Origin of the sequence: Streptomyces sp. NPDC008238 (genome assembly GCF_042956445.1) — a bacterium.
Lineage (GTDB): Bacteria > Actinomycetota > Actinomycetes > Streptomycetales > Streptomycetaceae > Actinacidiphila.
On the sequence record NZ_JBIBGK010000026.1, the window covers coordinates 23,076 to 35,339 of the forward strand.

Here is a 12,264-nt window from a genome sequence, read left to right on the forward strand (position 1 = left end):
CGGGCGCCCGCCCGGTCGTACGGCCCGCCTCAGTGCAGGTCGGCCGCCGCTTCGGCGGCGGCGTCGTCGAGGAAGCCGCCCGACTGGTGCTGCCACAGCTTGGCGTAGGCCCCGTCCTCCGCGAGCAGCTCCTGGTGGGTGCCCTGCTCGACGATGCGCCCGCGGTCCAGGACGACCAGCCGGTCCATGCCGGCGACCGTGCTCAGCCGGTGCGCCACCACGAGCGCCGTCCGCCCCTCCATGAGTTGCCACAGCGCCTCCTGGACGAGGACCTCGCTCTCCGAGTCCAGGGCGCTGGTCGCCTCGTCGAGCAGCAGGATCGGCGCGTCCCGCAGGATCGCCCGGGCGAGGGCGACCCGCTGCCGCTGTCCGCCGGAGAGCTTGATCCCGCGCTCGCCGACCATGGTGTCGAAGCCGCCGGGCAGCGCGTCGGCGAACTCCGTGACGTGGGCCGCCCGGGCCGCCCGGCGGATCTCGCCCTCGGTGGCGTCCGGCCGGGCGAAGGCGATGTTGTCCCGCAGCGAGCGGTGGAACATCGCGGGGTCCTGCGGCACGTAGGAGATCAGGCTGCGCAGGTCGGCCTGGCGCAGCCGGCTGATGTCCTGCCCGCCGACGAGGATCCGGCCGCCGTCGATGTCGTTCATCCGCAGCAGCAGCCGGGTGAGCGTGGTCTTGCCGCCGCCGGACCGGCCGACCAGCCCGACCCGCGCACCGCTGGGCACGGCCAGGTCGAGCCCGTCGAAGAGCGGCTTACCGCCCCCGTGGGCGAACGTCACGCGCTCGAAGCTGACGCCCGCGCCCCGGGACCGCAGCGGCTCCGGCGCGGGCGGGTCCAGAACGGTGGGCGGCTCCAGCAGCAGCTCGGTGAACTGCGCGGCCTCCGTCATCGAGCTCTCCAGGCGGCGGTAGATCTGGTTGAACTCGAACATGATCCGCGTCGCGTTGGAGTAGTAGGTGAAGGCCACGACCACCGCCTCCACGCCGTGCGTGCCCGCGCCGAGCGTGACCGCGAGCAGCAGGCCGAGCGCGTTGGTCAGCACGGACAGCGGTGCGACGAGGGTGTCGATGCGCAGGTTGCCGTAGTCCCACGACTTGAGCGTGAGCCTGCGCGACTCGGCGACGCGGGAGCGGTGCTCGGCGGCCTCGCGTTCCTCGGCGGCGAACGCCCGGACGGTGTCCATGTTCATGAGGCTGTCGGCGACGTGCCCCGACACCCGGGCGATGGCCTCCTCGCGCCGGCGGACCAGCGCCTGGCGCCGCCGGATGAGGGGCGCCACGCACAGCCCGGTCACCGCGATCATCACCAACAGGCCCACCACCAGCAGCGGTTCGTAGGCCCAGAGCACCACCGACCCGAACAGCAGCGGTACGAAGCTGCCGAGGACGTTGAAGGTCAGCGTGTCGACGAACTCCTCGAAGCGCGAGGCGAAGCTCAGCACCCGCTTGGTGAGGGACCCGGCGAAGTTGTCGTGGAAGAACGACGCGTCCTTGGCGAACAGCTCGTCCATGCCCACCACGTACAGGTGCTCGATGCCGAGGGCGTCGAGGCGGTTGAGGCAGTGCAGGCCGATCCGCCAGAGCGTCTCCGCGAGCAACAGCACGCCGGCGAAGACCAGGACGTAGGGCAGGGTGCTGCCGAGGCCGGGGGCGGTGCCGTCGACGAACCCGCCGACGAGCTTCGCGACGACCAGCGGCGCGACGTAGTTGATGCCGATGTTGCCGAGGGCCGGCGACAGCATCGCCGGCAGCGTCAGCCGCCGGAGCCGGGCCAGTTCCCTTCCGTAGTGACGAAGTGCCAGGAGCACCGGGCCCCTGGACTTCCGGAACCTGTGCGATTCAGGCGTTCCCATCTCCACCCTGCGGTGTCGTGCGGCGCGCTGCCGCGTCCTTGTCCGGGAGGTGCCGCTGCCACCGTCGCGGCGCGGCGCTCGACCGGGGCCGGCGGTCCGCGCGGCTCGCGACGAGGCCGGCGTGCGATCGGTGGGCGGTCCGGACGTGGCAGTGTCCCGCGAGGGCCGGGGTGGAGTCCAAGCGTTTTCCGGCCCCGCGGCACGGCGCACGGAGGCTTCCCGGCGCACGGGCGGGGCCCCGGGCGGCGCGGCCCCGACGGGGGGCGGCCGGGCGGCGTGCCCTCGCCCCTTCCGCGCCTGCTGTGCCGCAAACGCAACCAGCGGGTTTGTCACGAATGACAAACCCGCTGGTCAGCACCGTCGGGACGACAGGATTTGAACCTGCGACCCCTTGACCCCCAGTCAAGTGCGCTACCAAGCTGCGCCACGTCCCGGTGCCGGATCGCGCCGGGCTTCCACCCGGCCGACCGCGCACGAGAACAATACCGCACGTCGTCGGGTGCTCGCTCGCACCATTCCCGCCCCCGCGCGGTCCCGCCGCGGCGGCGTACCCGGCCCGGGATGAGTAGCCGTACTCATGTGGCGCGGGCCACGACGGCCGATGCTTCGGGTATGGCCAATCCGATCCAGCAGCAGAACACGGCGGCCTACTCGGCCCAAGCCGCGATCTCGTTCGCCGTCGCCCTCGGGGCGATGGTCGTGGGCATCGCCTACCTGCCGGTCGGCCCGTGGGTGCGGGCCTTCCTGGCGGTGGGGCTGCTCTACGTGGTGACCTCTGCGTTCACGCTCGCCAAGGTCGTGCGCGACCGGCAGGAGGCCGGCCAGGTGACGAGCCGGGTGGACCAGGCCCGGCTGGACAAGCTGCTGTCCGAGCACGACCCGTTCAAGGTCGACGGGGTGTAGCCGGCACGTCGCCCAGCAGGTAGCGCGCGCCGGGGCCCTTGGCGGCCGCGGTGTCGTCCGGGTTGTACAGCGTGCACTTGCGCAGGGAGAGGCAGCCGCAGCCGATGCAGCCGGTGAGGTTGTCCTTGAGCCGGTGCAGCTCCGCGATCTGCTCGTCGATCCGGCGGGTCCAGGTGCGGGCCACGGCGTTCCACTCGGCGGCGCTGGGGGCGCGGTCCTCGGGGAGCCGGGCGAGGGCCGCGCCTGCCTCCTCCAGCGACAGGCCGACGCGCTGGGCGGCCCGGATGAAGGCGACGCGGCGCAGCGTGGTGCGCGCGTAGCGCCGCTGACCGCCGGCGGTGCGCTCGGAGCGGATCAGGCCCAGGTCCTCGTAGTAGCGCAGGGCCGAGGTGGCCAGGCCGCTGCGGGCGGCGAGCTCACCGATGGCCAGGCGGTCGCGGCGGGGTGCGGGGTCGCTCATGCGGCCGAGGGTACCGCTTGACCTCAAGCTGACTTGAAGTTGCACCCTCGACTCATGACTCCGACCAGTGCGGACACCGCGTACGACTACGACGACCTCCGGCGGCTGATGTCGCTCATGACCGGCGACGAGAAGCACGGACCCGCCGCCACCTCCACCCTCGACGTGCTGTGGGTGCTCTACGACCGGGTGCTGCGGGTGACCCCGGGGACGGCGGAGGACGCCGGCCGGGACCGCTTCCTGCTCTCCAAGGGCCACGGGCCGATGGCGTACTACGCAGTGCTGGCCGCCAAGGGCTTCCTCCCGGTCGAGTGGCTGCCGGACTTCGGCTCCTTCGGCTCGCCGCTCGGCCACCACCCGGACCGTGTGCTCGTGCCGGGCGCCGAGATCGGCTCCGGCTCGCTCGGCCACGGGCTGCCGATCGCGGTGGGCAGCGCCCTGGGACTGCGGGCGCAGGTCCTGACCGACGCCATGGTGTGGGTGCTCGTCGGCGACGCCGAACTGGACGAGGGGAGCAACCACGAGGCCGTGGCCTACGCCGGCGCCGTCGGCCTGGAGGGCCTGCACGTCGTCGCCGTCGACAACACCTCCGCGACCTACCGGCGCCCGGGAGGACCCGCCTCGCTCTTCGCGGGCGAGGGCTGGTCCGTCACCGAGGCCGACGGCCGCGACCACGAGGCGCTGTACGAGGCGTTCACCGCACCGCACCCCGGACGGCCGCACGCCGTCGTCGCCCGTGTCGAACCCAAGCGGTGACCACCGCTCCGAACCGAGGAGACCTTCCCATGGACACCATGCGTGACCGCTTCGGCGCCGTCGCCACCCGCCTGCTGGACGAGGACCCCCGGCTGGCCGTCGTGCTCGCGGTCATCTCCGGGGAGCGCTTCACGGACGCCGCCCGCGACCACCCCGACCGGGTCATCGACGTCGGCATCCGCGAGCAGCTGCTGGTCAGTGTCGCCGGCGGGCTGGCGCTGACCGGGCTGCGGCCGATCGTCCACAGCTTCGGCAGCTTCCTCGTGGAACGGCCCTTCGAGCAGGTCAAGCTGGACCTGGGGCACCAGGACGCCGGCGCGGTGCTGGTCAGCTCGGGCGCCTCCTACGACATCGCCTCGGGCGGCCGCACCCACCAGGCCCCCGGTGACGTCGCGCTGCTGGACACCCTCGACGGCTGGACCGTGCACGTGCCCGGCCACCCGGACGAGGCCGAGGCCCTGGTCCGGCACGCGGCGGCCGACGGCGACAACCGGGTCTACGTACGGCTCAGCGAGCAGTCCAACCGCACCGCGCGGCCGGTCGAGCCGGGCCGGTTCCGGGTGCTGCGCGAGGGCCGGGCGGGCGTGGTCGTCGCCGTCGGCCCCCTCCTGGACGCGGCACTGGCGGCGGTCGCGGACCTGGACGTCACGGTGCTGTACGCCGCCACGGTGCGCCCCTTCGACGCGGCCGGGCTGCGGGCGGCCGTGGCGGGCGCGGACGCGGCGGACGTGGTGCTGGTCGAGCCGTACCTGGCGGGCACGTCGGCGCCCCATGCCGCCGAGGCACTGCTCGACCTGCCGCACCGCGTGCTCGCGCTGGGCACCGCCCGCGAGGAGCTGCGCCGCTACGGCACCTGGCAGGAGCACGTGGCGGCGCACGGTCTGGACGCCGCCGGGCTGCGCGCACGGATCGGGGGCTTCCTGGCGCTCTCACCGCACCCGGTGGGCGCGGTGGGGTCGGGCGCCCGTTAGCCGCGGATCCCCGCCGGGCGGGGGGGGCGCCGGCACGGGCGGCCCTGCTGTCGCGCGCGGCGGCCGACGGGCGGGGGGTGCCGGCCCCGGGGAACCTGGTCCGGGCGGGGCGGTGGCGGTCCCGCACCCCCTCAGCGGTCCGGCGCCCTCCCCACCCCCGGAGGCGCGCTAGCTCCAGGGGAGCTCCGAGCGGTGCCGCCAGTACGCGGGGGCCGGTTCGGCCAGGGCCGTGAGCCGGGCCAGCTGTCCGGCGTCCAGTCCGACGGTGGCGGCCCGGGCGTTGGCGGCGACCTGACCGGGCGTCGCGGCGCCGGAGAGCACGATGCCGGCCCAGGGGCGGCGCAGGACCGCGGCGAGGGCCACCGCGTCGGGCGTGGCGCCGGTCAGGCCGGCCACCTCGGCGAGGGGGGAGTCCGGATCGGCCGTCGCCAGGCGGCCGTTGGCCATGGCCTCCTTGACGATCACGGTCACTCCCGCGTCGTGCGCCTCGGCCAGGGCGGGCCCCGCGGACGGCTCCAGCAGGTTGTAGGTGGCCTGCACGAAGGTGAACAGGTGCTGCCCGTCCACCGTCACCTTCAGCGCCGCGCGGATCGCCTCGGCCTGCAGCGGACCGCTGGTGGACAGGCCCACGGCCACCCCTTCGGCCGCCAGCCGGGCGAGGCGGCCGTGGAGTTCGCGGTCGGCGAGGGCGGGGCTGTCCGGGGTGACGGAGTGGATCTGGTAGAGGTCCAGGCGGTCGCCGAGCAGCGCGCGGGTCTCGGCGATCTGCCGGTCGTACGTGGCGGTGCCGTGGTCCTTGACCTCGTGCACCTCGGCGTCGACCCGCCAGTCGGCCGTATAGGTGTAGCCCCACTTGCTGCCGACCACCACGTCGGTGGCCTCGGGGTGGGCGTCCAGCCAGCCCGCGAGGAACTCCTCGGCGCGGCCGTAGGAGCGGGCCGCGTCGAAGTACCTGATGCCGGCCGCGTAGGCGGCGTCGAGGACCGCGTGGGCACGGTCCCGCATCGCCTCGACGGTGCGGTCGGCGGGCAGGTCGGCGGCGCGGCCGAGGTCGATGTACGCCGGACGGCCGACGGCGGCGAGGCCGAGGCCCAGCCGCGGCAGGGGGGCGGTGACGAGTCGTTCGAAGGGCACGTCCGCCACCGTACTCCCGGTGGAGTACGCCGATCCGGTGCCTGAGGCGGACGTCGCGGGTGATCACCGGAATGCATAGTGGGAACGTCACTCTCGTCGTCCCCGTCCGAGGATCACGCATGCGATTCGCCCTGCCCAGGACCTGGCGCACGCGGCGGCGGCTGGCGGCCGGTGCCGCCGCCCTCGCCCTGCTCGCCGGAGGCGGCGTCGTCACCCTTGCGACGGCCGACTCCCCCGCACCCGTGCGCCGCCAGGACCGGGTCTTCTCGATGCCCGAGGCCCCGGGCGGCTCCGCGAAGGTGCGGATCGACACCTCCTACTTCACCTCCGGCGGGTCGGCGCCGCGCCCGGCGGTGCTGCTCGCGCACGGGTTCGGCGGCAGCAAGGACGACATGCGGGCCCAGGCCGAGTCCCTCGCCCGCAGCGGCTACGCGGTGCTGACCTGGTCCGCGCGCGGCTTCGGCGCCTCCGGCGGGCGGATCGGGCTCAACTCCCCGGACGCGGAGGTCGCCGACGTCTCACGGCTCGTCGACTGGCTGGGCCGGCGGCCCGAGGTGCTGCGCGACGGCCGGGACGACCCGCGGGTCGGTGTCGCGGGGGCCTCGTACGGCGGGGCCATCTCGCTGCTGGCCGCCGGGTACGACCGGCGGGTGGACGCCATCGTGCCCGTGATCACCTGGTGGGACCTGGGTGAGGCACTCTTCCCGCAGGGCGTGTTCAAGAAGTTGTGGGCGGGGGTCTTCTTCTCCACCGGCTCGCGCGGCGCCGCGTGCGGCTTCACCGCCGAACTGTGCGCGATGTACGACCGCTCGGCGGTCGCGGGCCGTCCGGACGCCGCGACGCTGCGGCTGCTGACGCGCTCCAGCCCCTCCTCGGTGGCCGGGCGCATCAAGGTGCCGACCCTGGTGGTGCAGGGCCAGAACGACTCGCTCTTCCCGCTCGACCAGGGCGACGCCATCGCGCGTGCCGTCGCCGCCAACGGCGCCCCCGTGGCCGTCGACTGGTTCTCCGGCGGGCACGACGGCGGCGACCAGGAGACCGCCCGGATCCAGGCGCGCACCACCGCCTGGTTCGACCGCTGGCTGAAGAAGGACGAGGGCGCCGACACCGGGCCCGCGTTCCGCGTCACCCGCACCGGAGGCGTCGACACCACCGACGGCAGGGCGGTACGGCGCGGAGCGGACGCCGACGCGTACCCGGGGCTCGAGGGCACGCGGGCCCGTACGGTCCCGCTCGAGGGACGTACCCGGACGGTGGCCAACCCCGCGGGCGGCAGCCCGCCGGCGATCTCGGCGGTGCCCGGGGTGGGCGCGCTCTCCCAGCTCTCCGACCTCGGCCAGGGGCTCTCGCTGTCCCTGGACTTCCCCGGTCAGCGCGCCGCCTTCGACTCCGCGCCGCTGACCTCCGCGCTGCGTCTGACGGGCGCGGCGACCACACGGGTCACCGTCGACACGGACGCACCCGCCGGCGCGGTGCTCTTCGCGAAGCTGTACGACGTGGCCCCGGGCGGCAACGAGACGCTGCCGCACCAACTGGTCGCACCGCTGCGGGTGGCGGGCGGCGGCACGGTGCGGGTGCGGCTGCCCGCCGTGGACCACGAGTTCGCCGCCGGCCACCGGCTGCGGCTGGTGCTGTCCACCACCGACCTCGGCTACTCCTCCCCCCTCGCGGCCGCCACCTACCGGGTGTCGCTGCCCGAGGGCGCCGCGCTGACCCTGCCGACGGACCCGGAACTGACCACCGCCCAGGGCGCGCTGCCCGCGTGGGTGTGGCTGCTGCCGGTCGCCGCGCTCGCGCTGGCCGCGGCGCTGCTGCTGACCGGCCGCCGCCGGGCGGGCGCGGTACGGCAGGCTCCCGACCGGGACCTGGCGGACGTCCCGCTGGAGATCTCCGGGCTGTCCAAGCGCTACCGCGGGGCCGCGGACCGCTACGCGGTGCGGGAGGTGTCGTTCCGGGTCGAGCGGGGCCAGGTGCTGGGGCTGCTCGGCCCCAACGGCGCCGGCAAGACGACGACGATGCGCATGATGATGGGCCTCATCCGCCCCGACGCGGGCACCATCAGGGTGTTCGGGCACGCGATCCGGCCGGGCGCGCCCGTGCTGTCCCGGGTGGGGGCCTTCGTGGAGGGCGCGGGCTTCCTGCCGCACCTGACGGGGCGGGCCAACCTGGAGCTGTACTGGCGGGCCACGGGCCGGCCGGCGGCCGACGCCCACGTCGAGGAGGCCCTGGAGATCGCGGGCCTGGGCGAGGCGCTGGAGCGCGCGGTGCGCACGTACTCGCAGGGCATGCGGCAGCGGCTCGCCATCGCGCAGGCCATGCTGGGCCTGCCCGACCTGCTCATCCTCGACGAGCCGACCAACGGGCTCGACCCGCCGCAGATCCGCGAGATGCGCGACGTGGTGCGCCGCTACGCGGCCGCCGGCCGTACCGTCCTCGTCTCCAGCCACCTGCTGTCGGAGGTCGAGCAGAGCTGCACGCACCTGGTCGTCATGGACAAGGGGCGGCTCATCGCGGCCGGTCCGGTCGGCGACATCGCCGGGAGCGGGCAGACGCTGTTCGTCGGCGCGCCGGGCATGGCGGACGAGGCGCGGGAGGCGGTCGCCGCGAAGCTGTCGGCGCTGCCCGGCGTCGAGGCGGCGGAGTCCGCGGACGGCGGGCTGCTCGTCCGGCCGGGCACGATGGCGGTGCCGGAGCTGCTGTCCGAACTGCTGCGGCTCGACGTTCCGGTGGAGCGCGTCGGCCCGCACCGCCGCCTGGAGGACGCGTTCCTGACCCTGATCGGAGCTCCCGCGTGACCGAGACCCTGGAACTGGCCGAGGGGTACCGTCCGGGCCGCACCCTCCCGCTGCGGGTCGAGGCGGTACGGCAGTTGCTGCGGCGCCGTACGCTCGTCGCGTTCGGCGTCGTGCTCGGCCTGCCGGTGATCGTGTGGGCGGCCTTCGCCATCGGCGGCACCCCGCGGGGCCGGAACTCCGGCCCGACGATGATGGACGTGGCCACCGCCTCCGGCGTCAACTTCTCGCTGGCGGTGCTCTTCGTCTCCTCCGGCTTCCTGCTGACGATCCCGGTCGCCCTCTTCTTCGGCGACACGATCGCCTCGGAGGCCAACTGGTCCTCCCTGCGCTACCTGCTGGCCGCCCCGGTGCCACGGGCCCGGCTGCTGGCCTCCAAGGCACTGGTGTCGCTGGTCTTCAGCGCCGCCGCCGTGCTGGCGCTGCCCGCGGTGGCGCTCGGCGTCGGCGCGCTCGCCTACGGCTGGGGCGACCTGGAGCTCACCACGGCCGGTTCGCTGCCCCCGGGCACCGCGACGGGACGGCTCGCGATCGCCGCGCTCTACGTGTTCGTGGGCCAGTTGGCCGTCGCGGGCTTCGCCTTCTGGCTCTCCACGCTCACCGACGCGCCGCTGGGCGCGGTCGGCGGGGCCGTGGGCGTCGCGATCCTCTCCAACATCCTGGACGCGATCACGGCGCTGGGCTCGCTGCGGGACGTCCTGCCGACGCACTGGCAGTACGCCTGGATCGACGCGCTCCAGCCTCGCCTGGAATGGACGGGCATGCTCAAGGGCACCTCGGTGTCGCTCTCCTTCGCGGTGGTGTTCTTCGCGCTGGCCTTCCGCGGCTTCCGGGGGAAGGACATCGTCTCCTGAAGGGCTCCCGAGCGAGAGGTGGCGGGTGGAGGAGCCGGCGTACGGCGTGCTGCTGACGGGGGCCGGGGACGCGGACCGGAAGCTGGAGGTCGTGCGGGCGCTGCGGTCCGTGACGGGGGCCGGGGACGCGGACCGGAAGCTGGAGGTCGTGCGGGCGCTGCGGTCCGTGACGGGCCTGAGCGCGTGGCGGAGCAGGCAACTGCTCGACGCCGTGCCGCTCGTGGTCGTGGAGGACACCTCGCTGGAGGCCGCCGAGGACGCCGCGCGGCGGCTCGAGGCGGCCGGTGCCGTGGCCCGGGTGCGTTGCACATGGAGCGGGTGCGTCTTCGCCCCGGGATCCGGTCCGGGTGACGGGCAGCCGTGCACGCCCCCCGCCTGGTCGGCGGGGGGCTGCCCGCCGGCACGCCGCGCCGACCGGTGGTCGGACCCCTACGGCTGACCGCCCGACGCCCCGACGGGCGAGGCCGGCGCGTCGGAGGAGGGGTCGGCGGCGGAGGGGTCGTCGGACGGGTCGGCGCCCCACGCCGCCGCGCACAGGGCGCGGGAGAGCGCGTCGGAGTAGACGGCGGCCGCGAGCCAGGCCAGGGCGAAGCGTTCGGTGTCGGCGGGCAGGAGGCGGCCGAAGGGGTCGCGGCCGCGGTCGGCCGCGGTGCGGTGGAGGTCGTCGACCAGGTCCGCGGCGGTCGGGAGGGCGGCACGGCGCAGACGCCGGGTGTCGGGGGCGGAGTTCGCGGGGAGGGCGAGGACCCGGCGGCCGCCGGAAGCGGCCTGGTGCACGCGCCGGAGCAGCAGATGGACCGGGGCCTCGTCGGGCGCGGGAAGCGGCGGCAGGGAGGCCGCGGGCACGGCGACGGGGAGGTCGGCGCGCTGGAGGCGGTCGAGGCCGGTGTCGACCCGGGCCCTGGGGTCGGCCGGATGACTGGTGGCCAGCAGCAGTGCGCGGGGGTGCGGCGCCGGATCGAGCCGGGCGACGACGCGCAACCGGGTGCCCGGCGCCTCGGCGAGCAGCCGCAGGTTGTCGCGGTCGGGAAGCGCGGGGTGGTCGTGCGCGGCGGTGAGCCGCAGCGTCAGGTCGTCGCACTGGGCGAGCAGGCAGTCGCCGCCGGCCTCACGCACGGTGCCGACGAGGGTGACGTCGAGGAAGAGCAGGCCGTCGCCGGTGCCGAGGGCGCGTACGGCCTGTTCGGCGACGGGCACCCGCCAGAGGCGGTCCAGGGGTTCGGCCGTCCAGTCGGCGCCGGTGGCCCGTACGGCGCGGACGGCGGCGCCCGCGCCGAGCCGCCCGGTGGGCGAGACCGTGGCGCCGGACACGGCCAGGCCCGCGCGGGAGAGTTCGCGGTGGGTGAGGGCGGTGTCGCCGATGCGCACCGCCCGGTCGGCGGCGCCCGTCGCGCGGCCGGGGCCGCCGGGGGCGACGTCGGAGACGGTGTAGAGACGGCCCTCGGCGTCAGCGGTCCAGGTGACGGCGCCCGCGTAGCCGCTCGCGGTGAGGACGGGCTCGGAGAACAGCCCGTACAGCCGCAGCGAGCCGTCCGGGGTGTACGGCTGGCGGGCGGTGCCGCGAACGGCGGCGAGTTCGGGGCCCGTCGCGTACGGGACGCGGTGCGCGGTGCCGAGGAGTTCGCGGAGCGCGGCGACCAGGTCGGCGAGGCGGTGCCCGGGGTCGGCGGCACGGGCGGCGCGCAGCCGGGTGACGACGGAGACCGCCGCGGCGGCGGCCCGGGGCAGTCCGGCGAGGCGGGCGGAGTGCGCGGCCCTGAGCAGTTCGGCCTGGACGACGGCGCCGGAGCCGTCGATGCCCGCGTCGAGGGCGGCGGCCCCCGCGGCGCGCAGGGCCTCGGCGGCGGCCCGTTGCTGGGGGGTGGCGGTCTCGGGCCCGGCCGCGGTGGCCGCTTCCCCCGCGGGCCCCGGCCGGCCTTCCTCGGCGGCCGGCGCTTCGGCTTCGGCGACGGGCGCGGCCGACGCGGCGGCGGCGCGGTGCAGGCAGTCCGGGGCGAGCAGGCAACCGCAGCGGACGTCCTCGGCCCGGGTCACCGTGCCGCCGGGCGCGAGCAGTTCGAGGTCGGTGTCGTCGTCGACGGCGATCCGCACGGTGTCGCCGTCCACGACGACCGGGCGGGCGGCGAGCTTGGCCACCCCCGCGTCCAGGCGCTTGCGCAGCCGCGGCGAAAGCGCCCCGACCAGTTCCGCGGTCACAGCCGGGACGACCGGGGGGAGTTGCTGGTTCATGTGGTCTTCTCCCCTGTCCGGCGGGCGAGTTCGAGAGGGTGGAACGTGCTGGCCGCGATGACGCCCGCGGCGGGGAGATCCTCGGCGTCGTCCGCGACGGCCGGAGACGCGACCGGGGCCACCGAGGTAAGGTGCCTGCTCACGCGACCCCCTCCCCTGCCCAATGGGCGGATCCGACCGGCCGGGACGCCGCGACCGCAGCGGACGTCCTCGGCAACGCCGTCCACGACGATCCGCAGGCTGGGGCCGTCCACGACGGCCAGGCCGCCGGGGGAAGTTGCCCACTCACGCGACCTCCCCTCCTGCCCACTGGGC

The 12,264-nt window shown here is 75.5% G+C and carries 11 protein-coding genes and 1 tRNA gene; 6 read left to right on the forward strand and 6 right to left on the reverse strand.

Translation table 11 applies throughout. From position 1 onward, the window contains the following. Nucleotides 1-29: 29 nt before the first annotated feature. Together ACFZAU_RS33975 and ACFZAU_RS33980 are read right to left on the reverse strand one after the other, a co-directional pair. Complete coding sequence (locus ACFZAU_RS33975) at nucleotides 30-1,850, reverse strand: ABC transporter ATP-binding protein (RefSeq protein WP_500555367.1); 1,821 nt, start codon at nucleotides 1,848-1,850, stop codon at nucleotides 30-32. 360 nt (nucleotides 1,851-2,210) lie between these two features. Beyond that, nucleotides 2,211-2,284: transfer RNA gene (locus ACFZAU_RS33980), tRNA-Pro, on the reverse strand. A 178-nt stretch (nucleotides 2,285-2,462) separates the two neighbouring features. On the opposite strand from ACFZAU_RS33980, the gene ACFZAU_RS33985 reads away from it, so the two are divergent. After that, on the forward strand, nucleotides 2,463-2,753 hold the full coding sequence (locus ACFZAU_RS33985) for a YiaA/YiaB family inner membrane protein (protein WP_026251357.1): 291 nt from the start codon (nucleotides 2,463-2,465) through the stop codon (nucleotides 2,751-2,753). On the opposite strand, the gene soxR is transcribed toward ACFZAU_RS33985, so the two are convergent. Further along, the gene (gene soxR, locus ACFZAU_RS33990) at nucleotides 2,734-3,213 is read right to left on the reverse strand and encodes a redox-sensitive transcriptional activator SoxR (protein WP_499604418.1); all 480 of its coding nucleotides are present in this window, start codon (nucleotides 3,211-3,213) and stop codon (nucleotides 2,734-2,736) included. The genes ACFZAU_RS33985 and soxR overlap by 20 nt on opposite strands. Nucleotides 3,214-3,267: 54 nt before the next feature. Between soxR and ACFZAU_RS33995 the strand changes: the two genes are divergently transcribed. Next, nucleotides 3,268-3,969, forward strand: a complete 702-nt coding sequence (locus ACFZAU_RS33995; protein WP_500555368.1) for a thiamine pyrophosphate-binding protein — start codon at nucleotides 3,268-3,270, stop codon at nucleotides 3,967-3,969. A gap of 29 nt (nucleotides 3,970-3,998) precedes the next feature. Continuing rightward, the gene (locus tag ACFZAU_RS34000; RefSeq protein WP_500555369.1) at nucleotides 3,999-4,940 is read left to right on the forward strand and encodes a transketolase family protein; all 942 of its coding nucleotides are present in this window, start codon (nucleotides 3,999-4,001) and stop codon (nucleotides 4,938-4,940) included. Nucleotides 4,941-5,108: 168 nt separating this feature from the next. Here the strand turns inward: ACFZAU_RS34000 and ACFZAU_RS34005 are convergent, their stop codons facing one another. Then, on the reverse strand, nucleotides 5,109-6,074 hold the full coding sequence (locus ACFZAU_RS34005; RefSeq protein WP_500555370.1) for an aldo/keto reductase: 966 nt from the start codon (nucleotides 6,072-6,074) through the stop codon (nucleotides 5,109-5,111). Nucleotides 6,075-6,193: 119 nt separating this feature from the next. Here ACFZAU_RS34005 and ACFZAU_RS34010 point away from each other — a divergent pair, with 119 nt between their 5' ends. Genes ACFZAU_RS34010 through ACFZAU_RS34020 form a run of 3 tightly spaced genes read left to right on the forward strand, consistent with a single transcriptional unit; the run spans nucleotide 6,194 to nucleotide 10,159 of the window. Next, entirely contained in the window at nucleotides 6,194-8,869 is a 2,676-nt protein-coding gene (locus ACFZAU_RS34010; RefSeq protein WP_500555371.1) for an alpha/beta fold hydrolase, read from the forward strand. Further along, on the forward strand, nucleotides 8,866-9,720 hold the full coding sequence (locus tag ACFZAU_RS34015; protein ID WP_499604408.1) for an ABC transporter permease: 855 nt from the start codon (nucleotides 8,866-8,868) through the stop codon (nucleotides 9,718-9,720). Before ACFZAU_RS34010 ends, ACFZAU_RS34015 begins: the two co-directional genes overlap by 4 nt. Before the next feature lie 25 nt (nucleotides 9,721-9,745). Next, nucleotides 9,746-10,159, forward strand: coding sequence for a ribosomal protein L7/L12 (locus tag ACFZAU_RS34020; protein ID WP_500555372.1), 414 nt, complete (start codon nucleotides 9,746-9,748; stop codon nucleotides 10,157-10,159). On the opposite strand, the gene ACFZAU_RS34025 is transcribed toward ACFZAU_RS34020, so the two are convergent. Both ACFZAU_RS34025 and ACFZAU_RS34030 read right to left on the reverse strand, forming a co-directional pair. Then, the gene (locus ACFZAU_RS34025) at nucleotides 10,150-11,949 is read right to left on the reverse strand and encodes a hypothetical protein (RefSeq protein WP_500555373.1); all 1,800 of its coding nucleotides are present in this window, start codon (nucleotides 11,947-11,949) and stop codon (nucleotides 10,150-10,152) included. The genes ACFZAU_RS34020 and ACFZAU_RS34025 overlap by 10 nt on opposite strands. Then, the gene (locus ACFZAU_RS34030) at nucleotides 11,946-12,092 is read right to left on the reverse strand and encodes a hypothetical protein (RefSeq protein ID WP_500555374.1); all 147 of its coding nucleotides are present in this window, start codon (nucleotides 12,090-12,092) and stop codon (nucleotides 11,946-11,948) included. Before ACFZAU_RS34030 ends, ACFZAU_RS34025 begins: the two co-directional genes overlap by 4 nt. Nucleotides 12,093-12,264: the final 172 nt, after the last annotated feature.

Bases quoted from the DNA above. Each gene is read 5' to 3' on its own strand.
- ACFZAU_RS33985 (WP_026251357.1), top strand. From the start codon at position 2,463: ATGGCCAATCCGATCCAGCAGCAGAACACGGCGGCCTACTCGGCCCAA.
- ACFZAU_RS34000 (WP_500555369.1), top strand. From the start codon at position 3,999: ATGGACACCATGCGTGACCGCTTCGGCGCCGTCGCCACCCGCCTGCTG.
- soxR (WP_499604418.1), bottom strand. From the start codon at position 3,213: ATGAGCGACCCCGCACCCCGCCGCGACCGCCTGGCCATCGGTGAGCTC.
- ACFZAU_RS33995 (WP_500555368.1), top strand. From the start codon at position 3,268: ATGACTCCGACCAGTGCGGACACCGCGTACGACTACGACGACCTCCGG.
- ACFZAU_RS33975 (WP_500555367.1), bottom strand. From the start codon at position 1,850: ATGGGAACGCCTGAATCGCACAGGTTCCGGAAGTCCAGGGGCCCGGTG.
- ACFZAU_RS34010 (WP_500555371.1), top strand. From the start codon at position 6,194: ATGCGATTCGCCCTGCCCAGGACCTGGCGCACGCGGCGGCGGCTGGCG.
- ACFZAU_RS34025 (WP_500555373.1), bottom strand. From the start codon at position 11,949: ATGAACCAGCAACTCCCCCCGGTCGTCCCGGCTGTGACCGCGGAACTG.